The organism is Phaeobacter sp. B1627, assembly GCF_006265095.1.
Taxonomy (GTDB): Bacteria; Pseudomonadota; Alphaproteobacteria; order Rhodobacterales; family Rhodobacteraceae; genus Epibacterium.
This window is the reverse complement of sequence record NZ_VCNK01000022.1, coordinates 46,926-71,023: the sequence shown is the minus strand read 5'-3', so window position 1 is coordinate 71,023 and position 24,098 is coordinate 46,926. Positions and strand designations below refer to the sequence as shown.

26 protein-coding genes, 1 tRNA gene and 2 pseudogenes are annotated in these 24,098 nt (G+C 59.7%); 19 read left to right on the top strand and 10 right to left on the bottom strand.

What is annotated here, in order from left to right; genetic code table 11:
• Window positions 1-186: 186 nt before the first annotated feature.
• From FGE21_RS12945 to FGE21_RS12905, 9 genes are all read left to right on the top strand, one after another.
• Window positions 187-774, top strand: coding sequence for a riboflavin synthase (locus FGE21_RS12945; RefSeq protein WP_139663723.1), 588 nt, complete (start codon window positions 187-189; stop codon window positions 772-774).
• 99 nt (window positions 775-873) lie between these two features.
• Window positions 874-1,356: a hypothetical protein gene (locus tag FGE21_RS12940; RefSeq protein WP_255731572.1), complete on the top strand. Its 483-nt coding sequence runs from the start codon at window positions 874-876 to the stop codon at window positions 1,354-1,356.
• Window positions 1,357-1,663: 307 nt separating this feature from the next.
• Window positions 1,664-2,788 carry a 3,4-dihydroxy-2-butanone-4-phosphate synthase gene (ribB, locus tag FGE21_RS12935; protein ID WP_139663721.1) on the top strand — a complete coding sequence of 375 codons (1,125 nt, stop codon included), beginning with the start codon at window positions 1,664-1,666 and terminating at the stop codon, window positions 2,786-2,788.
• A 14-nt stretch (window positions 2,789-2,802) separates the two neighbouring features.
• Window positions 2,803-3,327: a 6,7-dimethyl-8-ribityllumazine synthase gene (locus FGE21_RS12930; RefSeq protein ID WP_139663720.1), complete on the top strand. Its 525-nt coding sequence runs from the start codon at window positions 2,803-2,805 to the stop codon at window positions 3,325-3,327.
• 23 nt (window positions 3,328-3,350) lie between these two features.
• Window positions 3,351-3,845: a transcription antitermination factor NusB gene (gene nusB, locus FGE21_RS12925; protein ID WP_139663719.1), complete on the top strand. Its 495-nt coding sequence runs from the start codon at window positions 3,351-3,353 to the stop codon at window positions 3,843-3,845.
• A gap of 348 nt (window positions 3,846-4,193) precedes the next feature.
• Window positions 4,194-4,625: a universal stress protein gene (locus FGE21_RS12920; protein ID WP_139663718.1), complete on the top strand. Its 432-nt coding sequence runs from the start codon at window positions 4,194-4,196 to the stop codon at window positions 4,623-4,625.
• Window positions 4,626-4,650: 25 nt separating this feature from the next.
• Window positions 4,651-6,300 (top strand): BCCT family transporter, encoded by a 1,650-nt coding sequence (locus FGE21_RS12915; RefSeq protein ID WP_139663717.1) that lies wholly within the window; start codon window positions 4,651-4,653, stop codon window positions 6,298-6,300.
• Window positions 6,301-6,583: 283 nt separating this feature from the next.
• Entirely contained in the window at window positions 6,584-6,904 is a 321-nt protein-coding gene (locus FGE21_RS12910; protein WP_139663716.1) for a hypothetical protein, read from the top strand.
• A gap of 497 nt (window positions 6,905-7,401) precedes the next feature.
• Window positions 7,402-7,959 carry an MmcB family DNA repair protein gene (locus tag FGE21_RS12905; protein WP_139663715.1) on the top strand — a complete coding sequence of 186 codons (558 nt, stop codon included), beginning with the start codon at window positions 7,402-7,404 and terminating at the stop codon, window positions 7,957-7,959.
• Window positions 7,960-7,998: 39 nt separating this feature from the next.
• On the opposite strand, the gene FGE21_RS12900 is transcribed toward FGE21_RS12905, so the two are convergent.
• Window positions 7,999-9,153, bottom strand: a complete 1,155-nt coding sequence (locus FGE21_RS12900) for a chemotaxis protein CheA (protein WP_139663714.1) — start codon at window positions 9,151-9,153, stop codon at window positions 7,999-8,001.
• 251 nt (window positions 9,154-9,404) lie between these two features.
• Window positions 9,405-9,593, bottom strand: a complete 189-nt coding sequence (locus tag FGE21_RS12895; RefSeq protein ID WP_139663713.1) for a DUF6324 family protein — start codon at window positions 9,591-9,593, stop codon at window positions 9,405-9,407.
• Between the two features lie 308 nt (window positions 9,594-9,901).
• On the opposite strand from FGE21_RS12895, the gene FGE21_RS12890 reads away from it, so the two are divergent.
• Window positions 9,902-9,978, top strand: a tRNA-His gene (locus tag FGE21_RS12890).
• A 109-nt stretch (window positions 9,979-10,087) separates the two neighbouring features.
• Entirely contained in the window at window positions 10,088-10,468 is a 381-nt protein-coding gene (locus FGE21_RS20635) for a DUF6538 domain-containing protein (RefSeq protein WP_370285680.1), read from the top strand.
• A gap of 16 nt (window positions 10,469-10,484) precedes the next feature.
• On the opposite strand, the pseudogene FGE21_RS12885 reads toward FGE21_RS20635, so the two are convergent.
• Window positions 10,485-10,660: pseudogene (locus FGE21_RS12885) on the bottom strand (integrase core domain-containing protein); the annotation flags it as partial.
• Between the two features lie 205 nt (window positions 10,661-10,865).
• Between FGE21_RS12885 and FGE21_RS12880 the strand changes: the two are divergent.
• Entirely contained in the window at window positions 10,866-11,624 is a 759-nt protein-coding gene (locus FGE21_RS12880) for a sulfite exporter TauE/SafE family protein (RefSeq protein WP_139663712.1), read from the top strand.
• 195 nt (window positions 11,625-11,819) lie between these two features.
• On the opposite strand, the gene FGE21_RS12875 is transcribed toward FGE21_RS12880, so the two are convergent.
• A complete protein-coding gene (locus FGE21_RS12875; protein ID WP_139663711.1) occupies window positions 11,820-12,200 on the bottom strand; it encodes a VOC family protein in 381 nt (126 codons plus the stop codon).
• Window positions 12,201-12,239: 39 nt separating this feature from the next.
• Between FGE21_RS12875 and FGE21_RS12870 the strand changes: the two genes are divergently transcribed.
• Entirely contained in the window at window positions 12,240-12,797 is a 558-nt protein-coding gene (locus FGE21_RS12870) for a winged helix-turn-helix transcriptional regulator (RefSeq protein WP_139663710.1), read from the top strand.
• Window positions 12,798-13,183: 386 nt separating this feature from the next.
• Window positions 13,184-13,516 (top strand): annotated as a pseudogene (locus FGE21_RS12865) (transposase); the annotation flags it as partial.
• A 259-nt stretch (window positions 13,517-13,775) separates the two neighbouring features.
• Here the strand turns inward: FGE21_RS12865 and FGE21_RS12860 are convergent.
• On the bottom strand, window positions 13,776-14,144 hold the full coding sequence (locus FGE21_RS12860; protein ID WP_139663709.1) for a hypothetical protein: 369 nt from the start codon (window positions 14,142-14,144) through the stop codon (window positions 13,776-13,778).
• 255 nt (window positions 14,145-14,399) lie between these two features.
• On the opposite strand from FGE21_RS12860, the gene FGE21_RS12855 reads away from it, so the two are divergent.
• Window positions 14,400-14,963 carry a hypothetical protein gene (locus FGE21_RS12855; protein ID WP_139663708.1) on the top strand — a complete coding sequence of 188 codons (564 nt, stop codon included), beginning with the start codon at window positions 14,400-14,402 and terminating at the stop codon, window positions 14,961-14,963.
• Between the two features lie 91 nt (window positions 14,964-15,054).
• On the opposite strand, the gene FGE21_RS12850 is transcribed toward FGE21_RS12855, so the two are convergent.
• Window positions 15,055-15,363 (bottom strand): DUF6476 family protein, encoded by a 309-nt coding sequence (locus tag FGE21_RS12850; protein ID WP_139663707.1) that lies wholly within the window; start codon window positions 15,361-15,363, stop codon window positions 15,055-15,057.
• Between FGE21_RS12850 and FGE21_RS12845 the strand changes: the two genes are divergently transcribed.
• From FGE21_RS12845 to FGE21_RS12830, 4 genes are all read left to right on the top strand, one after another.
• Window positions 15,362-16,399, top strand: a complete 1,038-nt coding sequence (locus tag FGE21_RS12845; RefSeq protein ID WP_139663706.1) for an RluA family pseudouridine synthase — start codon at window positions 15,362-15,364, stop codon at window positions 16,397-16,399. The two genes, FGE21_RS12850 and FGE21_RS12845, sit on opposite strands and share 2 nt — an antisense overlap.
• Window positions 16,400-16,799: 400 nt before the next feature.
• Window positions 16,800-17,696, top strand: coding sequence for an RNA polymerase sigma factor RpoH (rpoH, locus tag FGE21_RS12840; RefSeq protein WP_139663705.1), 897 nt, complete (start codon window positions 16,800-16,802; stop codon window positions 17,694-17,696).
• Between the two features lie 860 nt (window positions 17,697-18,556).
• The gene (locus FGE21_RS12835) at window positions 18,557-19,546 is read left to right on the top strand and encodes a Gfo/Idh/MocA family protein (protein WP_139663704.1); all 990 of its coding nucleotides are present in this window, start codon (window positions 18,557-18,559) and stop codon (window positions 19,544-19,546) included.
• Window positions 19,547-19,769: 223 nt separating this feature from the next.
• Window positions 19,770-20,039, top strand: a complete 270-nt coding sequence (locus FGE21_RS12830; protein WP_139663703.1) for a DksA/TraR family C4-type zinc finger protein — start codon at window positions 19,770-19,772, stop codon at window positions 20,037-20,039.
• A 101-nt stretch (window positions 20,040-20,140) separates the two neighbouring features.
• On the opposite strand, the gene FGE21_RS12825 is transcribed toward FGE21_RS12830, so the two are convergent.
• The 4 genes from FGE21_RS12825 to FGE21_RS12810 all read right to left on the bottom strand — a co-directional run bounded on the left by FGE21_RS12825 (window position 20,141) and on the right by FGE21_RS12810 (window position 24,012).
• Window positions 20,141-20,569, bottom strand: coding sequence for a GNAT family N-acetyltransferase (locus FGE21_RS12825; protein ID WP_255731568.1), 429 nt, complete (start codon window positions 20,567-20,569; stop codon window positions 20,141-20,143).
• 172 nt (window positions 20,570-20,741) lie between these two features.
• Window positions 20,742-22,562 carry a M3 family oligoendopeptidase gene (locus FGE21_RS12820; RefSeq protein WP_139663701.1) on the bottom strand — a complete coding sequence of 607 codons (1,821 nt, stop codon included), beginning with the start codon at window positions 22,560-22,562 and terminating at the stop codon, window positions 20,742-20,744.
• Between the two features lie 170 nt (window positions 22,563-22,732).
• Window positions 22,733-23,704 (bottom strand): alpha/beta hydrolase, encoded by a 972-nt coding sequence (locus tag FGE21_RS12815; protein ID WP_139663700.1) that lies wholly within the window; start codon window positions 23,702-23,704, stop codon window positions 22,733-22,735.
• A 20-nt stretch (window positions 23,705-23,724) separates the two neighbouring features.
• Entirely contained in the window at window positions 23,725-24,012 is a 288-nt protein-coding gene (locus tag FGE21_RS12810; RefSeq protein WP_139663699.1) for an SCP2 sterol-binding domain-containing protein, read from the bottom strand.
• Window positions 24,013-24,098: the final 86 nt, after the last annotated feature.

The window sequence follows — 24,098 nt, the reverse complement described above, 5'->3', positions numbered from 1 at the left end:
CGGCGGTCCTTTGGTCGCGTGCTGAAAGAGGTGGCGGAGATCCGGTCAATTTCCACCTGTTCTAGGGCCAAACTATGACCAGATGCTTCACCACGGCAAGCGCGCTCTTGAGCCGGGCGCGGCCAAGGGCTAGCTCTGGGCAAACGGTGCGTCCAATGCGGCGCGGAAATTCGAAGGAGACAGCCCATGTTCACCGGGATCATCACCGATGTCGGCACCCTCATCGCGCTGGAGCAGGAGGGCGATCTGCGCGCCCGTATCCAGACCGCCTATGACACCGACAGCATAGACATGGGGGCCTCTATCGCGTCGGACGGGGTCTGTCTGACGGTCGTGGCGCTGGGCGCGGATTGGTACGATGTCCAGATCTCAGCCGAGACGGTGTCAAAGACCAACCTCGATACCTGGGTTGTGGGGAAGCGGGTGAACCTGGAACGTGCGCTGAAGGTCGGCGATGAGCTGGGCGGCCATATCGTCTCGGGGCATGTGGATGGCGTGGCCGAGGTCGTGGGGCTGCGCGATGAGGGCGACAGCACCCGCGTCACGCTGCGGGCGCCGGAGGACCTTGCCAGGTTCATCGCGCCGAAGGGATCGGTCGCGTTGAACGGCACCTCGTTGACGGTGAATGAGGTGGAGGGACGCGAGTTCGGGATCAATTTCATACCACACACCAAAGAGGTGACCACCTGGGGCGATGTGACGCTGGGGGATCGCGTCAACCTCGAGATCGACACATTGGCACGCTATGTGGCGCGCCTGCAGGAGAGCCTCTAGATGACTGTCGTGGCTGGGTTGGGACATAACGGTGGGCCGAGTATGGAGCCGGGAAAGGTCTGGCGGACGTATGCGTGGCGCTCCGCGCAGAAGAAGCTGATGCCCAATACTATCCCGAAACTGGTGTTGCAGATGCGGCTCAAGCGGGCAGCGGAGCTGGGTATGGACTACAAAACCTACGCAAAAGTGCGTCAGACGTCGGGGCGGGACGTGCTGGGGCTGTTGTTTTCCTCCAATGCGCTGCAGCTCTTTGGTCGCGCTGAGATGCCTGAGAGGGAGGCGGAGGCTTTGGAAAAGGTGGTCGGGGCCGGACGTCTTGCGCTGGCGCATCGCCCGCTGCGGCCGGAGCATGTGGCCGAGGCCAACCCGGTCCTGGATGCAACGGGGCAGGCGCCGGTCTTTACCGACGGCTGGGGTCACATCCGGGAGGCGGTGCAGGGGATCATCCATGCGCGTGGTCTGTCGGGCTCTGCGGTTGTGGTCATCGGGGATGCCCCGCTGGAGCATGAATGGAGCACCGCCGGACGTGCGGCGGCCTATCTGAGTGCGGCGGAGTATTTCCGCAACGGGGCCGGTCGCTGACCGGGGCCGGAAAGCCGGGGACAGGTGAGCTCAGGTCAGGGGGAGCAGGGAGGCAAGGGCGCGCCCGTATGCCCGACGGAAGATTCCAGATGCCGCCGCCGCATTGCCCTCAGGCGCGCGCAGTGAACGGGCAGGGCGGTGGCGATGGTGCAGACACGCACAGAATGAGTGCCGGTGACGTCCCTGCCGGTGCCCTGTGCAGGGCTGGTATTTGCGCCCTTCGTGGTCTATTTCGGCTTGCACAAACTTTGTCGTGGACGGGCATTGCCTGCGCCGCGTGTCCTCACCAGCGAAAGACCTGCCGCCCATGAGCTATGAAACGCCCGGTCCCGTCGAAGCCGAATTGCGGGAAGCCATCAGTCCCATCGAGGATATCATCGAAGAGGCTCGCAAAGGGCGGATGTATATCCTGGTGGACCATGAGGACCGTGAAAACGAGGGCGATCTGGTGATCGCTGCTGAATTCGCGGATGCGGAGGCGATCAATTTCATGGCGACGCACGGGCGCGGGCTGATCTGCCTGCCGATGACTGCGGAGCGGATCGACCGTCTTGGATTGCCGATGATGGCCGTGAACAATTCGTCGCGACACGAGACGGCCTTTACCGTCTCCATCGAAGCGCGCGAAGGGGTGTCGACCGGAATTTCAGCCGCCGACCGGGCGCTGACCGTGGCCACGGCCATCAATGAGCAAAACGCGATGACCAGCCTCGCGACCCCCGGCCATGTGTTTCCACTGCGGGCAAAGCGCGGCGGGGTATTGGTGCGGGCAGGCCATACCGAAGCGGCGGTCGATATCTCCCGTCTGGCGGGGTTGAAGCCTGCGGGCGTGATCTGCGAGATCATGAAAGAAGACGGCACCATGGCGCGCCTGCCGGATCTGGTGGAGTTTGCAAAGACCCACGACATGAAGATCGGCACGATCTCCGATCTGATCTCCTACCGGACCAGGAATGACAACCTTGTGGATGAAACCGGGCGCTCCACGGTGTCCTCCGAATACGGCGGCGACTGGGAGATGCGGCTGTTTACCGACCAGACCCACGACGTGGAGCATGTGGTTCTGATCAAGGGCGACATCACGACACCGGGGCCGGTCCTGACGCGGACCCATGTTCTGCACGAGGCTTCTGACCTACTGGGGCTGGGCCCGAAGCCTGCGGGTGAATTGCCGAAAGCGATGCAGCTGGTGGCCGAAGAGGGGCGCGGGATTGTCTGTCTGTTCCGGCAGCCCCGCAACGCGCTTTATGCCGCCGAAGAGGATGGGCCCCGCACCATCAAACAAACCGGTCTGGGGGCTCAGATCCTCAATAAACTGGGCGTGGAAGAGCTGATCCTGCTCACCGACTCGCCGGAAACGAAATACCTTGGCCTTGATGCATACGGGTTGTCCATTGTCGGCACCCGCCCCATCTTGTCATCTGAATCCTGAAGGAGGCCTGTTCCATGGCTGGACATGAAACCCACTACATTCTGCCCCGTCCGACATTTGACAAGCCGGTAAAGCTGTTGATCGTGGTCTCGCCCTACTACAAGGATATTGCCGACAATATGGTTGCAGGCGCCGTGGCCGAGATTGAGGCCGTGGGTGGCACCTATGAGGTGGTCGAAGTTCCCGGAGCATTGGAAATCCCGACTGCGATTGGGATTTCTGACCGATCGTCAAACTTTGACGGCTACGTGGCGCTGGGCTGCGTGATCCGGGGGGAGACGACGCATTACGACACCGTCTGCAACGACAGTTCGCGCGCGATCCAGCTTTTGGGCCTGCAGGGGCTTTGCATCGGCAATGGCATTCTGACGGTGGAAAACCGCAAGCAGGCCGAGGTGCGCGCAGACCCCGATGATCAGAACAAGGGCGGTGGCGCTGCGGCTGCAGCCTTGCATCTGGTCGCGCTGGCGCGTAAGTGGGGCGCCCAGACCAAGGGAGTCGGGTTCAAACCCTCCTCCGACTCCTATCGGCTCGCTTAATCAGAAAACGGATTGACCACGGCATGACCTCGAAAGACGCCTCTAAACCGGCTGCGAAACCGGCAAAGACCAAGACGCAGGCCCGCTCCGCCGCCCGTCTGTACGCGGTGCAGGCCTTGTTCCAGATGGAACAGAGCGATCAGTCCTTTGACAAGGTCATCGTCGAATTCGAAGATCACCGGTTCGGTGCGGTCTACGATGAGGATGAATACGCCGAGGGCGATCCGAAGTTGTTCCGCCAATTGGTCCGCGAAGCGGTCAATCATCAGGCGAGGATCGACCAGATGACGGACCGCGCGCTGGTGGCGAAATGGCCGATCGCGCGTATTGATCCGACCCTGCGCGCGTTGTTTCGGGCCGCTGGTGCGGAGTTTGTTGAATGCGACACGCCCGTAAAGGTGGTCATCAACGAATATGTCGACATCGCGCGCGCGTTCTTTCCCGAGGGCAAGGAGCCGAGCTTTGTGAATGCTGTGCTCGACCATATTGCACGCGAGGCACGGCCCGAGGCGTTCTGATCCCGCACGGCGCGCGCGTGGGGGGCAAACTGGCTGACGGCCGTACTCTGACGTGCAGAAAGAAAGGCAATCGGCGTCGGACAACAGGAGTGGGTGCAGGGCAGGGGCCTTGCGCCTTTTTTGTTTGCGGGCCCCACATCCGGCAACCGAAGGACGTCCGCATCTGGCAACCGAAGGAGGCCCGCGCCCGCCTCTCCGTATCAGTATTGCACGGAAATTGGTCATAAGTTTGCGTTGCGCAGCGAATCCTGTCAGCCTGTTAACCACGAAATGTCGTCTCCAGCCCTGGAGTTGACAGCGATACCCGGAAACAAGAGCCCGACAGGGCTGGCAGAAACAGGAGGGGATATGTTCCAAAAAATAGTCGTGCCGGTTGACTTGGCGCATGAGGCCGCGTTGGGGAGGACCCTGCAGGTGGCCGCAGATCTGGCCCGTACCCACAAGGCGGCTTTGTGCTTTGTCGGGGTTGCGTCTTCCACACCGGGGGTCGTGGCACGAACGCCCGAAGAATATGACGCAAAGCTGAAGGTTTTCGCGGCAAGCCAGGCTGCGCAGCACGGGGTGCCGGCCAGCGGCCACGCGATCATCAGCCACGATCCTGCGGTGGATTTGAACAAAGCATTGGAAAAGGCGATCAGGGATCTCGGTGCGGATCTGGTCGTCATGGCAACCCATATGCCCAATGTCTCCGACTACATCTGGGCGGGGCACGGGGCGCATGTGGCGGCCCATAGTCCGGCCTCTGTGCTACTCGTTCGCGACCAGGAGCCCACAAAATGAAATTCCCAAACGAAAGGCGACAGCGATGACCGACCAAACGACGGAAACGTCCGACGGGATTCCCAGCCCGGACGGCGCTGCGCATGTCATCAACACTGAATACGAAATCGGACAGGACAATGTGGAGGGCAGTGTCGGTCCCTTTGGCTTTGACATCCACAATCCGGTATTTCTGGTCTCCGGCGTCGCGATTGTGGCGTTTGTATTCTACACGCTCGCCCTGCCGGAGCAGGCAGGGGCTGCGTTTGCCTGGCTCTTCAGCTCTGTCACCAAGGGATTTGACTGGTTCTTCATCGGGGCGGCGAACATCTTTGTGCTCTTTTGTCTGATGCTGATCGTGACGCCATTGGGCAATGTCCGCCTCGGCGGCACAGAGGCGACGCCTGATTACAGCTACATCGGGTGGTTTGCGATGTTGTTCGCCGCCGGGATGGGGATCGGGTTGATGTTCTACGGGGTCTCGGAACCTCTGAGCCACTTTGCCTCCTCCATGGGGGGGACCGCGACCGAAGGCGGTGTGCGCACGGATTGGGCCCCGTTGGGTGCGGCCCTCGGCAACGAGACGGAAGCAATGCGTCTGGGCATGGCCGCAACGATTTTTCACTGGGGGCTACACCCTTGGGCGATCTACGCCGTGGTGGCTCTGGCGCTGGCATTGTTCAGCTATAACAAAGGCTTGCCTCTGACGATCCGGTCGGCATTCTACCCGGTGTTCGGGGATGCGGTCTGGGGCTGGGTGGGCCATCTGATCGACACGCTCGCGGTTTTCGCGACGCTGTTCGGTCTGGCGACCTCGCTGGGGTTCGGCGCGACGCAGGCAAATGCGGGACTGAACGAATTGTTCGGGGTGCCCGTCGGCGCCACCACCGAGGTGGTGTTGATCTCAGCGATCACGGCAATTGCGCTGGTGTCGGTCTTGCGTGGCCTTGACGGCGGCGTGAAGGTCCTGTCGGAGATCAATATGGGGCTGGCCTTCGTCTTGTTGATTTTCGTGCTGCTGGTCGGGCCGACGCTGTTCCTGTTGTCGTTGTTCTGGGACTCACTGGTGGCCTACATCCAATATCTGCCTGCGTTGTCAAACCCGGTCGGCCGAGAAGACGTGAACTTCAGCCAGGGGTGGACATCATTCTACTGGGCCTGGTGGATCTCCTGGTCGCCCTTTGTTGGCATGTTCATAGCCCGCGTCAGCAGAGGCCGCACCGTGCGGGAATTCATCATTTGCGTCCTGTTGATCCCCTCGATGGTCTGCGTGATGTGGATGAGCGTCTTTGGCGGCACGGCGATGTATCAGGTGGTCACCGATGGCTACACCGTGGCCCAGGATGCGGCGCTGGAGTTGAAGCTGTTCAAGATGCTCGACGTCATGCCATTGGCGGGGATCACGTCGCTGGTCGGGATTGTGCTGGTGATCGTGTTCTTCGTGACCTCGTCGGATTCCGGCTCGCTGGTGATTGACACCATCACCGCAGGCGGCAAGGTTGACGCGCCTGTGCCGCAACGTGCGTTCTGGTGCATCTTTGAAGGCGCCGTCGCAATCGTCTTGTTGCTGAGCGCGGGCGGCCTGCAATCGCTGCAATCGATGGTGATCTCCACGGGTTTGCCCTTCACGGTCGTGTTGCTGGTGATGTGCTATGCCATCCTGCGCGGCCTTATGAGCGAAAGGCGCAATACCTAGCACAGGTGAGAGAACTGCAGGCAGATCAGAAAAACGGCGCTTCTTACGGGCGCCGTTTTGCATTTGGCCGACCATTGGAGATGACGTGCCTGTCGGGCGCGCCCCGGGTCTCCTCATGGCGCTGTCCCCTCATTGTGCTTTCCTCTGATGAACGGTCTGGCTCATGTCCTGTTTTGCATGGAACAGACCATCTGGCGCGGCAAAATCGTCGCAGTCCGGGGTCGAAGCTGGACGCGGTGATGGCCCCACCCTATCTATTGGCTATGGAGATGCGGAGGATAAGATGCCTGACCTGATCAAACTATATATTCGCAGCGCCCTTGCAGGCCTCGTGCTGAGTGCGGTTTTCGTGGGGGCTCTGCTTGCGCTTGATGTGGGGCGTTTGGGCAGTTTGATCCTCGGATCCGATGCCGGTGTCTTGGCTGCGGCGGTGCTATGGATTTCAAATGCGGTGGTCTTCGGCGGGGTGCAGTTCGGGATTTCCGTGATGGGGATTGCCTCTCGCGATCATCGTCCCGGCGGCGGTCTGTCGGTCGGGCCGGAGCTGCAGCCTGTTCGCGTGCGTGCGCATATTTCCGGGGCGCGGTCCACAGGCCGTTCCTGAGCTTTTGGCGGAGCAATGGTACTTGGGGCCGCGACGGGCCTCGAACTAGACGGGCCGGGAACTCTCGGGGGCAGCCCTCATGATCCGCGCCAGAGTTCACCCCTCAGATTTCACCCTCGGTGTCTCAATCGGGGACAAATCCGGCGCAGGCACGGGGGCATAGCGGGGCAGAGCATTGGCAACAAATCGGAGAAATACCAGCCGTCACCGATGAAATCGAGCGGAGCTCGACGGGCGTGGATGTGGCGGGAACCACCTGTCAACCGTGTGGCGTTGATTCCCGAGGACCTGTATGTACAGGTGGGCGCCAGGTAAACGGACCAGGGTCCGCACAGAGCCAGCTCCCTCGGAATTGCTTAAGGCCACTGGAATGCTGCCGTTCACGAGAAGGGCAGAACCCGCCTGCACTCACATCTAATGGTCCGGTGCCTCCTGCACAAGGGGGCGCGCCGACGGGAGGGCTTGATTTTTGTTCATGAATTGTTCACCTTGGCGAAATGACCAGTTCCGACATCGATCATGACGACTTTGCCGACGGGCCTGAACCTGCCACAGCCAGTGCCGGGGAGGTAGGGCGCGCCGTTTCTCTGTCGCAGCCGGGTCAGCGTCTGGCGCGCGGAGTGAGCCGCTATTTGCGCTCCATGGGCTATGTTTCGGTGGAGGAATTCGTGCCTGATCGCGGCTTGCGGGTGGATGTGATGGCACTGGGGCCCAAAGGAGAGCTTTGGGTGATCGAATGCAAATCCAGCCGCGCGGATTATCAGAGCGACGCAAAGTGGCAGGGCTACCTGCAGTGGTGCGATCGCTACTTTTGGGCCGTCGACATGGATTTTCCGACCGACCTGTTGCCGCAGGACACGGGGCTGATCCTCGCCGATGCCTATTCCGCCGAAGTTATCCGGATGGGGCCGGAGCAAAAGATGTCTGCTCCGCGTCGCAAGAAGCTTATTCAGAAATTCGCAATGGATGCGGCCCGGCGGCTGCAAAAGCTGCGCGATCCCCGGCTTGGGGCCGAAGGTCGTCTGATCCTGCCGCGCGGAACAGACGCGGATTAGGCGCCCTGGATGAGGCAGGACGCAGTCAGGAAGGGCAGATCAGACGATGAGATCCATTGTCGCTTTTGCCGGGGGCACAATGTAAATAATGTCGTTATGCCCGTCCAGTTGCAGCGCAATGATCTGCTGCTGTCTTGTGGCCTCTGCGGCGTCTTCACTCGCGCTATTGGCAAACGGCTGAGCAGTTGCATGCAGCGGATCATTTTGTGGCGCGGTTGCCGTTGTATTCTCTGAACCCGGCGCAGAGGCCGACGCCGCCGGCAGGGGATCAGCCGGCGTAATACGGTCGGCAGAGGGCTTGGACGCGGGATCCATGTCCAGTTCAGCCGTGATACCGACCTGTGTAGTGGTGATTAGATCCGCGGAGTGTTCTGCCTCGCGAGGTTGCAGAGGTTGCAGTTGCGCATAGGCCTTGCGCGCAAGAGCGATAAGATCCTGGCTCGCCCGCTGCTGATCCTCCGTCAGCGGTAGGTTCACGACCACACCCGGGGGCTGTGCCCCTGACACAGCTCCTGACTCTGCTTGTGCATGGTCTGCTGTCCGGGATGATTGCAACGGAACCTCTGTCGGATCGCGGAACCCTGAGGCGTCGCGGGCTGCACGCTCCGGGGCCAGGCCAAGGATCACAACGCCATCATCCATCACGTATATGACGCGGGACGGGCTGCCCCCTGCAGGGGGGCTGAGCGTGTCTGCCGAGGCGGCCTCATTCGCAATCGCAGGGGCCGACAGTGGCCCGACCGCAGTTTTGGCGTCGCGCAGCACGGCCTGCGAGGTTCCGCTTTCTGCAGGTCCGGCCTGCGACGTTCCGCCGGACTGCTGCAAGGCCGGTCCTGAGGGGTAGACATCGACGGAGCCAGGGACGGAGCCAGGGACGGGGCCAAGGAGCTCGGCGGGGGAGGCCGATAGGACCCTGTGAGCCTGCAGAAAGCTGAGGACCTTCTCCATTCGGTCAACGGTATCAGAGATCTGGTTGACGGCAGATTTCCAACCCGGCTCCGGAGGTTTGCTGATCTGATCAATTATTTTGTCGCGCGCACGCCGCGCCTGGGTGACCTGGTTTTGAAGCTGGTTCGCAGTCAGGCTATCTGAATCGGACAGGGAGAGCGCAGCAGCGTGCGGGCCGTTGGCCGAGGCGATAGCGCTCGGTAAATTCACCATGAGACCCGTCGGGGGGGGAGTAAAATGATACATCACACACGCTCCAAGCAGAGAGTTGCCAGTCCTTAATGATTTATAGGGGAAGGTTAACACGGCTATAACCTGCGTAAACGGATCGTGTAAAATGCAACCGATTATCATGCTTGGCCAAGGCCATTAGCCAATTAACCTGCCGGAATTGCGGTAACTTTGCGAAAGAAGGCAGGGCGAAAAAATGGTCTTTTTCAGGCATAAGAAAGCCGGGCACGTGGCCCGGCTTCGCTCAACGTGGATTGGTCGGACCGTCAGGAGCTGACGGCACGGGCGGCTTGTGCTGCGGCACGAATTTCATCAGCGATTTCATCAGCTTCTTCTGGTTCGAAGTCCATTGGAATCTCGACTCCGTCGGCTTCGATAAAAATGCGGACCATGCCCACATCGGTCGGGCCGATCTGCATATTCGCTTCGACATCACGTTCGGTGTTGATCCCCATGGACATGCTCCTTCGCACAGCAGTGTGGTGAGCAACTCTGCTAGACCGCAGTTGTCTAAAAAGCAAGATGTTCGACCGGGGCGGCGCCGGCAGCGGGTTTGCCGGAGAGGGAACTGTGGCGGTGATCGTCGGGCTCGGAGGGGGAATCACCAGGCAATGCAATGCCGGAGCGCGCCGGGCGTGGCGTTTGTTCCGTCGAGTGGGCGGCGATTTCTTAAGGGTTAAAAGGGGAATTTTCCAGATGGGTGAAAAACTTGTCGTATCGGCTCTTGCACTCGGAAATTCTGTGCTATAAATGCCCCTTCAGTGCCGCCTTAGCTCAGTTGGTTAGAGCGCTTGATTGTGGATCAAGAGGTCCCTGGTTCGAGACCAGGAGGTGGTACCACTCCCCCCCCAAAAAAAGCAGAACCTTTCCCTTTATTACAGCCTCTAGGTTGTTGAAGAACTGCGGCCTGTTGATTTACCCCGCAAAACACCGCGCAAAACACTACATAATGCGCCGGATTTTGGGGTGTGCGGCGGCGGAAAGGGTGAAGCTTGTCGGGCGAAGTTATCAATTCAGGATGCGGGTGCCCAAGCGCTTTGCCGGTGTTGAGGCCCGCAAGGAGATCTATGTTTCTTTCAAAACTGGCGACATCGTGGCGGCGCACGCGCGTGCGGCTGAATTGGAGCTGAAGCTGGATGCGGCATGGGAGGCCCGTCTCGCAGGCGAGAACCCCGATTTCACATCCATCGTGCGCTATCGCCAGACTCTGGGTTTTGCAACAAGCTTGGCGGTTTGCAGTCTGACGGCGAATTTCCCGCCCGTATGTCTGAAATTCAGGCCTCGGATTAGGCGCAGGCTCAAGCGTTGCTTGGCACTGTCCAGGGGGTGAGCGTTATCAGCCCCACCTATGTGGTCCAGTTTGAACGTGAGTGCAGGATCGGCCTGGGTTCCATCGGGACGATGGTTTCCGAAGCCGGTGGGCGGTCGCCCAGTGCACGATGCGGTCCTTTTATGTTGTAGTTTTCCTCCATTGTTCAATCAGGATGTGCGCTTCCCGTAAGGTGTAGAAGAGCTCCCCGTGACCTTCCCCCCGGCATTGAGGCCGGCTTGATCTGGGGTCTTCCGGTTGGGTGAGGTTACCGCATTCCGCGATGCGCTTGAATGTGAGTAGCAAATCGCTGTCGATGGGCATGCGTTCGTTTTCATTCATCGATTTCATCGTATTTATTCGTTTTTTCTAAAGCGATGACATCCCTACGGTCCGGCCAATCTTTGGAGAAACGACAATGGATGCTACACAAGCCGTTATTCTGGTTGGCATCGGCCTCTTTGGCGGGGTCTGGAACGCCATTGCCGGAGGCGCAACGCTGTTCACCTTTCCCGCACTTATGGCCGTCGGGCTCCCGCCTGTCGTGGCGAACGCTACGAATTACCTCGCTCTTTTGCCATCAAACGCAGCGGCCCTTCCCGCCTATCGGGAGGAACTGCGCGGAGTTGGCAAAACCCTGATGCCGCTAATGATCGTGTCAGGTGTTGGCGCAATCATCGGGTCGATGCTGCTCTTGGTGTCCGATCCTGATTTTTTCGTGTTGCTTCTTCCTTTTCTCATTCTTCTGGCGACCTGTCTGTTTGCTTTCGGCAACACACTCCGGACTTGGTTGCTCAACACGATGGGCGAAAGCCGAGGGAACACGGCTATCTACACTGGCCTGTTCCTATCGTCGATCTACGGCGGATACTTCGGCGCAGGGCTTGGGTTCATCCTGCTTGCCATTGCTCAACTCATGGGATTTTCAAACTTTCATACCGCCAACAGTATCAAGAATCTGCTGGCAACGAGCTTCACGATCTTGAGCATTCTCGTCTTTGGGATTGGCGGTCTGATCGCATGGCCACAAGCGATCGCAATGATGGTTGGGAGCACTATCGGAGGTTATGCAGGCGGTCGTTTGGCCAAGCGCGTGAGTGCGCGCTACCTTCGAGGTGCCGTAATTACATTCGGTGCGGTTCTCTCCATCGTATATTTCGTCCGTGCCTTTGGTTGATGTGAAGCGGTGAACCGATCGCAGGCATTCGCGCAGTTGCAGCGAATGCACACTTCTCCGCTCCTTGCCAGTTCGCGACGTGCGTGGCCAAGGTCAGCTTTCGCGGGTTTGTGCCAATGGCTGGTGGCCCGCTTCGGGCTGCATTCGTACCTGTCGGAAGCAGAGCTGCCGCAGCCGCCAAAAGAAATCCACGTGCTATCCAGGTCTTCCGGTCAAATCCTGCGCAAGCATCAGTGCATTTCCGTCGGGGTCGTAAAACGTCGCGGTCTTGACCATGCCTTCGATGACATCCGTCTCGCCGTCAAATTTGACTTTGGCCTGTTCCAGTTTCTGCCGGGCTGAATCGAGATCAGCGATCCCAAACACTGGCACGCAGTTGCCGGGCGATGGCTTGCTGTGCTCGCCAAGGCCAAGGACAACACCAGGTGTGTTTGTCCGAAGCTCAGACCAGCCCGCGTCATCGGCATGATAAAGCGGCTTAAATCCCAGCATGCTTTCGTACCATTCCGCGCTTGAATGGCGATCGCGAACCGACATGGCAATGGTGATGGTGTGATCTACGGAAATAAGTGACATGGGGTTTCCTTATTATATAAAATATACTAACTATACTTTATGGACATTAGGGTGCTTGTCAATATCACTTCAAGGGCTTGGTCGCTGCCTATACTGTCGAGCTTGCATTCTGGCGTCGCCGGGCGGCAAGCGCCGCTGTTGGCTGCGACCGGTGCAGGCAGGACAGCATTCACGCAAAGCCTGGATCATTTGATCGAACTGGGTTTGCTTGAACGAAACCCCGGTTACGGCCATCCGCTGCGCCCGGAATTTCGACTAACGAAGACGGGGGCGGCTGTAGCGGCAATCGCCAATCAAATTCACACCGTTTCTACCGAGCAAGATTGGCCCTTGTTGCGCCGGTCATGGACATTGCCGGTCCTGACGTCGCTCCATAAGCCGCGTCATTTCACGGACATCAAACGACACTTCCCGAGGATTACAGATCGGGCGCTGTCTCAATCATTGAAGTCGATGGAAGCAAGGAGCTGGGTTTGCCGCAGCGTTGATGGAACCGCCCGCCCGCCCAGATCGCTCTATAGTGCGGTGAACGCCGGTGGCCTTATCAGTCAGGTCATTGCGCCTGAGGTCATTTTCAGCTTGCCATCCAATTCATAATCGAAAGACTGGAACTCGGATGAGCGCGGAAGCGGCGCTTAAGCCAGAAGAGCCAATGGCAAATCCGTACCTGCTGCAGTCATCGAACGCGACTTCATGAGCGTCCGCTCTGTCTAGCCTTTCCTGATATAATACGACCACTTCGGGCTGACTGCCGCCATCTAGCAGCAGAGCTGGCATGCGATTTCGCTGCAACATTGCTGCTGCGCCACCGCATGGCGGCTGTGAGCCCACTTTAATTGATGCTGCGCATCATACGAATGCCTGATTTTGTGACAATGCAAAACCTTGTATCGACCCAGTGAAACTCTGCTCATGCTACAAGGGGCAATATGTAGCCATGAGTGATACGTGACAGCAGTCAAAAGATGGAAGGCCAAGCGGAAGTCACCGCAGGGCCAGTCACCTATTACGTCGGCACACGGGCGCTGCTCAGCAGCCTGCCGAAGGTGGACTGGTTGCTTGGGGATCGCGGCTATGACGCCGAATGGTTCCGCGAAGCCCTGAAAGACAAGGGGATACGCGCCTGCATCCCGGGACGACAGTAGCGCAAGACGACCGTGAAATACGACAAGCGCCGATACAAGCGGCGCAACCGCATCGGGATCTTGTTCGGCAGGCTCAAGGACTGGCGCCGGATCGCCACACGCTACGACAGATGCCCGAAGGTCTTCCTGTCAGACATCGCCTTGGCTGCCGCTGTCGTCTTCTGGCTATGAACATCAATGAGTCTGGACCCTAGCGATTATGGACAGAGACCAGGAGATGGTACTATACCCCCCCCTTGGCACGATGAAATGGCTATTACTTGCAAGGGGGGCGGAATGATGGTCGGCGCGCGGGCCGTGCCTTTTTGTGCAACGCAGCGGGTCCCATACGCCCCATACGCCCGGAGCAGCCGCCGCGGCGGTCCGTGTCTGTCTTTCGAGGCGGATTTGAATGCTGGGCGGGGGGAGCAAAGCGGCTGCCGCCGCGTGTTTATTCTGCAACCGAAGAGGGCGACGTTCCGGTGGTGGTGCTGCCTGACCCGGAGGAGCCGATCGTCAGTACGACCCCGGCCGTCAGTGCACCGACACCGACGCCGGTTGTCCCCAAGCCGCCTGTGCCGAGACCGGACCCATTGCCGGATGCCGTGTTCGCATTGCTGGTGGAATTGGGCGCATTCTGCCTGCAGGTGGCCTGCAGCAGGCCGCCGGGCAAATATGTGGCAGACACCACCGTCCCTGATCCGCAGACCAGCCGGGCGCGGGCTTCGGCGACGGCCGCCCCCTGAGCATGAGACGCTAAACCGGGCAGTGTCAGGGTGATGCATAGGGAAATCAGGCTGATATTCTTGAAAAAGGACATGGGTAAACTCGTCTATGAAAATGTGTCATGGAGCATGGGACCTGTTGAGCAGTATAGACACAAAAGGGTCCGTATTTCGATCATTTTCAGCGCCGACGCCTCTGGTGAGATGACGCGGGTGGAGGAAGAACCATTGCGGGGCCCGCACTGGACAGGAGAATCTTTGTGGCTTTCCGTTTGCGGGCTTCGCAGGAGCGGCGTCCTGCGGTAGTTTTGGGTTCAATAGAGTTTTCATTGAGAGTTGGAGATTTTGGTATGAAGCGGACAGCGGCGGCAATTGGAGCGGCATTTCTGGTGGCGGGAGGTCAGGTAGCACAGGCGCAGCAGCAGCTTGTCTACACTGTTGTGGTTCCCGCCGGGCAATTTGGGTCGGCGAATTTTCTGAAGGAAATTGTGCGAAGCCTCGCCACGCTAAAGGCGTTTTGTGGCGAACTCAGCGATGCGAGTTATCGTGTGGATTGTCTGTCAGAACGTCTCGCGGCGGTGTCGGAGGACATTCCGGAGGGCACGGATTATGACGAGGTCAGATCAATTCTGCAGGACACGTCGGCCAAGTTGGAGCGCTTGACGTTGGACAATCGTGATCGCGCGAAGGGCCGGATTAACGTCTCCAGCGCCCAGCAGGGCGGAGATGCCACAGCCCGACCTCTGGTGGCTGTGGATGCGGCGCGTCAGGACGCAGTCAACCAGCAGGCTGAAGCCATTCTGGAGGAGGCGCGCACTGTTCTGTTGCGGAGCGCGGGATCAACGTTGCGTCGGTCACAATATACACGGATCGCCCAGGCCATCGACTCGAGCAAGGTCCTGCTGCGGTCCTGAGAATATGGCCGGAGAATATGGCCGGAGAATATGACCGGCCTTTTCAGTCAGGGCGCCGAGGCGCATGTCTGAGGCACAGTGGCCAGGCTGATCAATGGACCTGCAGCGTTTGACGCAGGGCGCCAGTTGCCGCGTCCAGGATCATGATCTGGTCGTCCGTCGTCACCACCGCGATCCAGTCCGGCCCGAAAGTAATGGCCCGTGCGGTTGTATCATCTGGCAGGGTCAGATGCTCCGGTAGGGCTGGGCCGCTGCGGTCGCTCGACAAACGGATGACAAGCAATGCGATTACGACTAGAACCCCGCCCACCATGATCACGGTCAGCGTGGTCACGAGGCGCCGCAGGAAACGCAGCTGCGCCGGTTCGTCTTGTGTCTCAGGCTCGGAAGGAAGTGTCATGGCCAGCCGCCGCATTGAATTTGTGATCGCGGAAAACCCGCCTAAGCGGCTTGATAAAGCGATTGCGCGCGATGTGCCAGAGGAAGCCACCTTGTCGCGCACCAGATTGGCGCGCCTGATCGTGGAGGGTCGGGTCGAGGTCGATGGCGCTGTATCGACAGACGCCAAATCGAGAGTGGCGGAGGGGGCCCGGATCGTGATTGCGGTCGAGGAGGCCGGGGAGAGTCATATCGGCCCGGAGGATATTCCGCTTGATGTGGTCTATGAGGACGCCGACCTGATTGTGGTGAACAAACCGGCGGGCATGGTGGTGCATCCCGCACCAGGCAGCCCCTTCGGCACGCTGGTCAACGCGTTGCTGCATCATTGTGGGGCTGATTTGTCAGGTGTGGGCGGGGTCAAGCGGCCGGGCATTGTGCACCGGATCGACAAAGAAACCTCGGGTCTGCTGGTGGTCGCGAAAACCGATGCCGCGCATCAGGGTCTTGCGGCGCAGTTCGCGCGCCACAGTGTCGAACGGTATTATCAGGCAGTGTGTTACGGGGCGCCCGATGGCAATGATCCGCGGTTGCGTGGTATCCGGGGGGCGAGTTTCGAGCCGGGGAATATCCTGAAGCTGACCACTCAGCTGGCGCGGCACAAGACGGATCGCCAGCGGCAGGCCGTATTGTTCGAGGGTGGCCGCAATGCCGTCACCCGGGCCCGGATCGTCGAAGCGTTTGGCACGCACGGCGTTGCCGCCCTGATTGAATGCTGGCTGGAGACCGGCCGTACCCATCAGATCCGTGTGCATATGGCCCATGCGGGTCACGGATTGGTGGGGGATCCCACCTACGGCAGCAAACGAAAGCTATCGCCAAAGTCGCTGAGTGCGGAGGGTCGTGCGGCGGTGGATGGCTTCGCCCGACAGGCGCTTCATGCCAGGGTTCTGGGCTTTGTGCACCCTGTCAGCGGCGAGACTCTGCGGTTTGAGGCGCCTTTGCCGCGCGACATGCAGGACTTGCTGGACGCTATGCGGCGACCGGTCTCTCTGTGATGAGCCGGTTCGGGCCCTCAGGGATCAGAGGCTGACCCGTAGAGATGCAGGTTTTTCGCTTCGGGCTTGCCCGAAGCGACCGGCGCCGCGCGCCCTGCGGGCGCGCGGCGTGCGTGATTCCCTGCGGATCGCGCGCCCCTGAAAATGGAGCGGGCCTGACATTCGCCATTGGGGACTGACAGAAGGTGACAGTCTTGTGATATGCGCCTCTACAAAAATATGATACATATCAGAGCATTAGGGTCGGATGTCAAAGAAAGTCGGCCTTTTGTGACGCATTTCACAGAGGGAGCGCCCGGGGCTTTGTATAAATCTTGGTAACCGGCCAAGTATCATGACTGTTGGCGTGGCCATCGTGGGACACTGTTACGTCCTGACATAATTGAAAGGGACAGATCTTATGGCAAATTATGCAAACCTGCCCGCCCCGACCCCGGAGGGTGGCCTGAATCGCTACCTGCAGGAGATCCGCAAGTTCCCGCTGTTGGAGCCGGAACAGGAATACATGTTGGCGAAACGTTGGGTCGAGGAACAGGATACGGAAGCCGCGCATCAGATGGTGACCTCGCATCTGCGTTTGGCCGCCAAGATCGCCATGGGATACAGGGGCTACGGCCTGCCGCAGGCGGAAGTGATCTCAGAGGCCAATGTCGGCTTGATGCAGGCCGTCAAACGATTTGACCCGGAAAAGGGTTTTCGCCTGGCAACCTACGCCATGTGGTGGATACGGGCCTCGATCCAGGAATATATCCTGCGCTCATGGTCGCTGGTGAAACTCGGAACAACCTCTGCCCAAAAGAAGCTGTTTTTCAACCTGCGCAAGGCGAAGGCCCGGATCGGTGCGCTTGAGGACGGCGACCTGCGCCCCGAAGCTGTGAAAAAAATCGCAACCGATCTTGGTGTGACCGAGGATGAGGTGATCTCGATGAATCGCCGCATGTCCGGCGGCGATGCCTCGTTGAATGCGATGGTCGGCAGCGACGGCGACAGCACGATGCAGTGGCAGGACTGGCTTGAAGATGAAAGCGCAGACCAGGCCGGCGACTATGAAGCACGGGACGAGCTGGAGGCGCGGCGCGAATTGCTGGCCGAGTCGATGAGCGTCCTGAATGATCGGGAAAAGGACATTCTGACCCAGCGTCGGCTGGCCGAACAGTCCAAGACGCTGGAGGAACTCAGCGTGAAGTATGACGTCAGCCGCGAGCGCATTCGCCAGATCGAAGTGCGCGCGTTCGAAAAACTGCAAAAGAAAATGCGGGAACTGGCTGCGGACAAGGGGATGATGAAGTCCCTGTAGAACTTGTCGAATGTGCCTCCCTCCCTCGGGCACCGACAGTATGAGGACCACCAGCCGGTGGTCCTTTTTTTGTGTTGCTGATCCTCTGCGGCATGGGGTGCATGGGCCGATCCGAATGCGCGCAACCGCAAGCCCGGGATATGCCGCGTTTGACGTGGTGGAAGAACAGCTATGACTGTCGCTCTGGGGGGGGCTTCGGTCAGGGGGCGGTCGGGCGATGTAAAGACCAGGTGCGCAGGCGCGATGTTCAGGCAACGTCTATTTGAGATCTCTGTGGCGGCTGAAGTGGCGCCGGGTCCCGACATATTCAGATTTGTAATCCATAATTGTCTAGGGACTGTCTCAGGCAGGAAGCCTGCAACACAATTCTGACAGATCGAGCTGCGGTGCTGGCGGCGTATGAAACACGTAGCGGGCGGCAGCGTCTAACCTGCATTGGCTGGCTGAGCGATCGTGAAAGAAGGGAGCTGGCGTTGCTGGCGATCTGGCTGGACCCGAGGGCCTTTGCTGGATGGCGAGCTGCTTGCGGCCTGATCGTCTGGCTTGCTGCAGTTGATGTCTGTATATCGCCCTAGTAGTGCGTCGTCAATAAAAAAATGAACAAAATCAAATAGTTGACTGATGTTGTCGGGTATTAATCCCGACTTTCTCACTCAGGTTTTGCGCGCGCTCTTCAGCATGCGGTCCCTTTGTCCGCCTCCTAATGCGGCAATCTGTATTGCGATCAGGGGGTTGCCAAGCTGTCGCGCGCGGCTGGGACGTGATTGCGCTTTGAAAAAACGTGATGCAGGGCTAGGCGCCAAGGGCGCTCCAGGAGTAATGTCAGCGCAAACACATTTGCTGAGTGAGGGAGAGAGTTCATGGCAAATCCGGTCCGTTGGGGTATTTTGGGCGCAGCCAAATTCGCACGCGAGCACATGGGACCCGCGATTCACGCCGCCGATGGCGCCGAACTGGCGGCGCTCGCGACGTCCAGCCCGGACAAAGCCGCCCCGTTTCAGACCTTCGCACCCGGCATCACGGTTCACGATGGCTACGACGCGCTGCTGGCGGACCCTTCGATTGACGTGGTCTACATCCCGTTGCCCAATCACTTGCACGTGGAATGGGCGTTGAAGGCGATGGCGGCGGGCAAGAACGTGCTGGTCGAGAAACCCGCAACCCTGCGCGAAGTAGAATTCGATCAGTTGATTGCGGCGCGCGAGTCCGCAGGTGTCCTCGCGGCCGAGGCCTATATGATCGTGCATCATCCCCAGTGGCAGCGGGCGAGGGAACTGGTGGAAACCGGTGCGCTGGGGCGCTTGCGGCATGTGTCCGGCAAGTTCTCTTTCGACAACCGGCAGGATGTCGACAATATCCGCAATCGCCCCGAAACCGGCGGCGGTGCTCTGCGCGACATCGGCGTTTATGTCATTGGGGCGAGCCGTTTCGTCACTGGGCAGGAACCCACGGAGGTCACGGCACAGATCGAGTGGGAAAACGGAGTCGACGTGTTGTCGAATGTACAGGCGCGGTTCCCGGGTTTTCTGTACACCGCCTACGTCAGCACGCGCATGCAGCCCTATCAGGAGATGGTGTTTCACGGCGACCAGGGTGTTCTGCGCCTGACAGCACCGTTCAATCCGCGTGTTTTTGGCGAGGCCCGACTGGAATTGCACCAATCGGGGCAGGGGGGCGCGGCGGGGCAGGTGCTCATCGAGCGCTTCCCTGCGGCAGATCACTACAAGCTACAGGTCGAAGCCTTTGGTCGCAGCATTCGCGAGGCTGTGCCCTATCCCTGCCCTCTGGAGTTCTCGCGCGGGACCCAGGCGATGCTGGACCGGATTTTTGACTGTGCCACGGATCTCTGACCAGAAACTTCAACGCGACGCCCGTAGCACTCCTGTCGCCATAGGGCAGTGAAACAGCCCAGCATGGGCCCGCAGGGCCCGGCAGGCCGCGCCGGAGGCGCGGCCTGCCCCCGGGCGGCGTGCAATGCACGGCGCAATACCTCTTTGCTTCGCGCTCCCCATCCACTTGATTGGAGGGAGACTAGCGCTAGAATCGAGCCTTGGTATTGAGCGGGAGTTGGCTATGGCCGGTGGGTGGGCAAAAGACGGCGCTGTGTCGGAGCAGATCGAGGCGTCGATTTCGGACGAATTGGCACGCATGAAAGCCCGGCGGACACCGGTTGGCGATAGCCGGACGCACTGCGCTGATTGCGATGAAGAAATCCCCGAAGCACGCAGGCAGGCGATCCCCGGCGTCAAACTCTGTCTGGAGTGCCAGCAGGACCGGGACCGAGAACATCAATCCCGGGGAGGGATCAACCGGCGCGGCAGCAAGGACAGCCAGCTGAAGTGACAAGACGCTCAGCGCAATCAATAGGGGGGACTACCAAGGCGATCAGTGACGGCGTTCAGGGCGAGGAAGGGCAGTCAGTTCGCTGCCGGGCGGTGCGCAGGCTATGCAATCCTCTGGCGCATAACATATTGCGGTCCCGCATGTCCGCCGTCATGTATGTCGCCAGTGAGTTGGAAACCGGTGTCCAGATATCGCCGGACTGCGATCTGATTGCGGATATTGACCGTCAGAACCAGCGCCTTTGCGTCGGGATAGCTGTGGCGCAGAAATCGGGGCAGGGCACGCAGCGTCGCGCTGCCAAGCCCAGTTCCCTGGCGCCACCTGTCTATCATGAAGGCCCTCAATCCGAGATCGCCTGCGCGGGTGAACGTCTGGGTGTCGGGATATTTCAGGTCGATTTTGAAGAAGCCGACATATGCATCCGCAGCAGCAACCGCATAGAGGTCAATCCCCGGCTCAACCGAGGAAAAGGCCATATCGATCGTTCCGCAATAGATGATCTGTTCCGGCGCGACTTCTATATGGCGCACCTGCGCGTAATCAGAATGTGTCAGTCGTAAGAATCTGATGTCAGGCGTCGTATTCATGAGCCAGATTTCAAGCATAGAAAAAGCCCGCCGTCACGCTGAGGCGGGCTTTTGCATATGCATTTCTGCATTTATTATGATTTTACGCCATGGGGATGGCGTCTGTTCCGAAGATCTAGCTTTCCATTGATTCCAATTCGTCGATGAGACCGGAAATCATGCTGAGCCCTTTGTCCCAGAATTTCGGGTCAGAGGCATCCAGTCCGAACGGCGCGAGAAGTTCTTTGTGGTGTTTGGAGCCCCCGGCCTTCAGCATATCGAAATACTTGTCTTCAAACCCTTCGGCGCCCTCGGCATAGACCGAGTAGAGCGCGTTCACCAACCCGTCGCCAAAGGCATAGGCATAGACGTAGAAAGGGGAGTGAACGAAATGCGGAATATAGGCCCAGAACGTCTCGTATCCGTCCATGAAATCGAAAGCGTCACCGAGGCTTTCGGCCTGCACGCTCATCCACAGGGCATTGATGTCCTCAGGTGTCAGCTCTCCTTCTGCGCGGGCGGCATGGAGCTTGCATTCGAAATCATAGAAGGCAATCTGGCGCACAACGGTGTTGATCATGTCTTCGACCTTGCCGGCGAGCAGGACCTTGCGCTCCTCCTGGGTCGTGGCCTTCTCCAGCATCTTGCGGAAGGTGAGCATTTCGCCAAAAACCGATGCCGTCTCGGCCAGGGTCAGCGGGGTGGAGGACAGCATCTCACCCTGATCGGCAGCCAGAACTTGATGGACGCCGTGCCCCAATTCATGGGCCAAGGTCATGACATCGCGAGGTTTCCCGAGATAGTTCAGCATCACATAGGGATGGACATCCGTCACCGTTGGGTGGGCAAATGCGCCCGGGGCCTTGCCCGGTTTGACGGCGGCATCAATCCAACCCTTGTCAAAGAACGGTGCGGCAATCTCGCCCATGCGGGGATCAAAGGCCTCATAGGCATCCATCACCGTGGCGCGGGCTTCGTCCCAGTCGACCACGCGGCTGGTTTCCATCGGCAGCGGCGCATTCCGGTCCCAGACCTGCATGCGATCCAGGCCAAGCCATTTCCGTTTCAGGTCATAGTAGCGATGCGAGAGCTTGGGATAGGCGGCGACGACAGCTTCGCGCAGGGCTTCGACCACTTCGGGTTCGACATGGTTCGACAGATGGCGCCCCATTTGCGGGCTTGGCATGCCGCGCCAGCGATCGATGATGTCCTTTTCCTTGGCCTGGGTGTTGTGAACGCGGGCAAAGATCTTGATATTGTCGGCAAAGACGCGCGCCAGTTCACGGGCGGCCGCCTCCCGTTTGGAGCGGTCCTGCTCGGTCAGGAAATTGAGCGTCGACTCGATGCCCATCTCTTCGCCGTCAATCTCGAAGGTCAGGCCTGCGATGGTTTCATCAAACAGTTTTTCCCAGGCATCACCCACAACGCCGAGATCATGCAGAAACCGCTCCAACTCGTCCGAGAGCTGATAGGGTTTCATCGCCCGGATGCGGTCAAAGACCGGTTTGTAGCGCGCCAGTTCAGCCTTCGCAGCAAACAGCGCATCGAGGCGCGCGTCCTCGATCCGGTTGATTTCGAGCGTGAAGAACACCAGCGGTGTGGTGAATACAGTGATCTTCTCCTGCGCGTCAGAGAGGAACTTGGCCCGGCTCGCATCGGTTGTCAGCTGATAATAGCGCAGCCCGGCAAAGGACATGATGCGCCCGGCAATGGCGTTGATCTTCTCGTTGCGACCAATGCAGGACAACAGACCCTCTGCATCCAGCTCGGCGAGCTTGCCTTCGTAGTCGGATGCGAACTCCGCGCATTCCTGCTGCAGCCACTCGAGATCGCGCTTCAGCTCCGGCGCATCTTCGGAGCTATAGAGATCGGTCAGGTCCCATTCGGGCAACTGTCCGAGACCATCCGAACCAGATGATGCATTGGCATCGCGTACGGGAAAGGGGAGTTGGAACATGAGGCCTCCGTCAGGTGTCTGTGCGTGCCGGACGCGTGTTGGGGATCCGGCCAGCTGTGATGTCTATCTGGCAAAACACTTATGCTCCGCTGACCGGCGGCACAAGCAGGCAGCAGGAGATCAGGAGCCGAAGCGCGGTGTCGGCAGCTTTGCCAAACGGGGACCGCGGCTCAGGCGTGGGCGGCGAAGTGATCCGCAATGCTGTCGTAGACGCGGCTACGTGTCTGCGGACGTTCAATCAGGATCTCGTGCTGTGCCTGTGCGACCAGGTCCAGCCGTCCCGCAGGCCAGCGCGCCATGCGCGCATGCACGGCCTCTGTCGAGACGATTTGCTCGCTGTCCCCGAGGAAAGTGAGGCAGGGCAGGTCCGGCGAGGCCTTGCTGGCAAGCGATTTGCATTCCCGCATGGCAGCCCCAAGCCATTGCACCGTTGGCCCGCCAAGGGCCAGATCGGGCTGCGCCTCCATCTGCATCTGTAAAAAGGCATACATCTCGGCATCGTTGGTCAATGTATTGTCCTCAAACGGCGAGACCTGCACATATTGTTCTATGGTCGTGGTGGGCACCAGCCGGTGACTTTGCCCCAGTGCCGCCCCGAACTTGGTGAGGATCCCGGCGACCGGGCGCAGGGCGAAGGGGATGCGAATGCCCCACATGGGCGCGGTGAAGACACAGGCCTGCACCGGCAGCCCTTCATAGAGTGAGCGCAGCCCGATTGCGCCGCCCATGGAGTGGCCGAGAAGGAACCAGGGTTTGGGGAGGTCGAGAGCCTCGGCATGGGCGCATAGCGCGGCAACATCCTGCTGGAACTCCCCAAAATCCGCCACATGGCCAAGTCTGCGGTCGGACAGGGCGCGGTCCGCAAGGCCTTGCCCGCGCCAGTCCACTGCCAGCACGGCAAAACCCCGCGCGCCCATCTCGCGTGCAATAGGGCCGTATTTTTCAACGTATTCCGTGCGCCCGGGAAACAGCAGGATGGTGCCTGCCGCCTGGCCAGAGGCCTTGCCCGTGGTCTGTCCTGCGGGCCGCCAATGACCTGCGCGGATTCGCAGGCCATCCGCAGTGGTCAGCCAATGCGCCGCGCCACCGTCGGGGCCCTGCGCGATATCGGCATGAAAGGGCGCTGCGGCGGCAGATGTCATTGGCTGATCCTTCATATCTGTCAGGCCAGAACCTGGGCCAGTTTCATTGCCACGCCCATGTCGCCGTCGATGGTCAACTTGCCGCCCATGAACGCGGCTGTCGGGTTCAGCTCACCTGACAGGATCTCCTGAAAGGTCTCCGCATCGGCGGTCATGGTCACTTCGGCCTCCTCGTCGGACACGCGGGCGCCGGATGCGTCCAGAACGATCGCGCCAAGGCCGGAGATGTCAAATTTCGCGGAGCCGTCAAAGCCACCGTCCAGTTTTTCGTTCAGCTGGGCTGCGGCCTGTTCCAGTGTATCGCTCATGTTCATTGTCCTAAGGTGAGTTCCGTGCGTATTGCACAAAAAAGTGAAGGTTTTGTCCCGGGGGCTGGATTTCGCACCGGTTGCGG

Excerpts from the sequence above, each read along its gene's own strand:
- FGE21_RS12945 (WP_139663723.1), top strand. The coding sequence starts at position 187 with ATGTTCACCGGGATCATCACCGATGTCGGCACCCTCATCGCGCTGGAG.
- FGE21_RS12940 (WP_255731572.1), top strand. The coding sequence starts at position 874 with ATGCCCAATACTATCCCGAAACTGGTGTTGCAGATGCGGCTCAAGCGG.
- ribB (WP_139663721.1), top strand. The coding sequence starts at position 1,664 with ATGAGCTATGAAACGCCCGGTCCCGTCGAAGCCGAATTGCGGGAAGCC.
- FGE21_RS12930 (WP_139663720.1), top strand. The coding sequence starts at position 2,803 with ATGGCTGGACATGAAACCCACTACATTCTGCCCCGTCCGACATTTGAC.
- nusB (WP_139663719.1), top strand. The coding sequence starts at position 3,351 with ATGACCTCGAAAGACGCCTCTAAACCGGCTGCGAAACCGGCAAAGACC.
- FGE21_RS12920 (WP_139663718.1), top strand. The coding sequence starts at position 4,194 with ATGTTCCAAAAAATAGTCGTGCCGGTTGACTTGGCGCATGAGGCCGCG.
- FGE21_RS12915 (WP_139663717.1), top strand. The coding sequence starts at position 4,651 with ATGACCGACCAAACGACGGAAACGTCCGACGGGATTCCCAGCCCGGAC.
- FGE21_RS12910 (WP_139663716.1), top strand. The coding sequence starts at position 6,584 with ATGCCTGACCTGATCAAACTATATATTCGCAGCGCCCTTGCAGGCCTC.
- FGE21_RS12905 (WP_139663715.1), top strand. The coding sequence starts at position 7,402 with ATGACCAGTTCCGACATCGATCATGACGACTTTGCCGACGGGCCTGAA.
- FGE21_RS12900 (WP_139663714.1), bottom strand. The coding sequence starts at position 9,153 with ATGTATCATTTTACTCCCCCCCCGACGGGTCTCATGGTGAATTTACCG.
- FGE21_RS12895 (WP_139663713.1), bottom strand. The coding sequence starts at position 9,593 with ATGGGGATCAACACCGAACGTGATGTCGAAGCGAATATGCAGATCGGC.
- FGE21_RS20635 (WP_370285680.1), top strand. The coding sequence starts at position 10,088 with ATGCGCCGGATTTTGGGGTGTGCGGCGGCGGAAAGGGTGAAGCTTGTC.
- FGE21_RS12880 (WP_139663712.1), top strand. The coding sequence starts at position 10,866 with ATGGATGCTACACAAGCCGTTATTCTGGTTGGCATCGGCCTCTTTGGC.
- FGE21_RS12875 (WP_139663711.1), bottom strand. The coding sequence starts at position 12,200 with ATGTCACTTATTTCCGTAGATCACACCATCACCATTGCCATGTCGGTT.
- FGE21_RS12870 (WP_139663710.1), top strand. The coding sequence starts at position 12,240 with ATGGACATTAGGGTGCTTGTCAATATCACTTCAAGGGCTTGGTCGCTG.
- FGE21_RS12860 (WP_139663709.1), bottom strand. The coding sequence starts at position 14,144 with ATGTCCTTTTTCAAGAATATCAGCCTGATTTCCCTATGCATCACCCTG.
- FGE21_RS12855 (WP_139663708.1), top strand. The coding sequence starts at position 14,400 with ATGAAGCGGACAGCGGCGGCAATTGGAGCGGCATTTCTGGTGGCGGGA.
- FGE21_RS12845 (WP_139663706.1), top strand. The coding sequence starts at position 15,362 with ATGGCCAGCCGCCGCATTGAATTTGTGATCGCGGAAAACCCGCCTAAG.
- FGE21_RS12850 (WP_139663707.1), bottom strand. The coding sequence starts at position 15,363 with ATGACACTTCCTTCCGAGCCTGAGACACAAGACGAACCGGCGCAGCTG.
- rpoH (WP_139663705.1), top strand. The coding sequence starts at position 16,800 with ATGGCAAATTATGCAAACCTGCCCGCCCCGACCCCGGAGGGTGGCCTG.
- FGE21_RS12835 (WP_139663704.1), top strand. The coding sequence starts at position 18,557 with ATGGCAAATCCGGTCCGTTGGGGTATTTTGGGCGCAGCCAAATTCGCA.
- FGE21_RS12830 (WP_139663703.1), top strand. The coding sequence starts at position 19,770 with ATGGCCGGTGGGTGGGCAAAAGACGGCGCTGTGTCGGAGCAGATCGAG.
- FGE21_RS12820 (WP_139663701.1), bottom strand. The coding sequence starts at position 22,562 with ATGTTCCAACTCCCCTTTCCCGTACGCGATGCCAATGCATCATCTGGT.
- FGE21_RS12815 (WP_139663700.1), bottom strand. The coding sequence starts at position 23,704 with ATGACATCTGCCGCCGCAGCGCCCTTTCATGCCGATATCGCGCAGGGC.
- FGE21_RS12810 (WP_139663699.1), bottom strand. The coding sequence starts at position 24,012 with ATGAGCGATACACTGGAACAGGCCGCAGCCCAGCTGAACGAAAAACTG.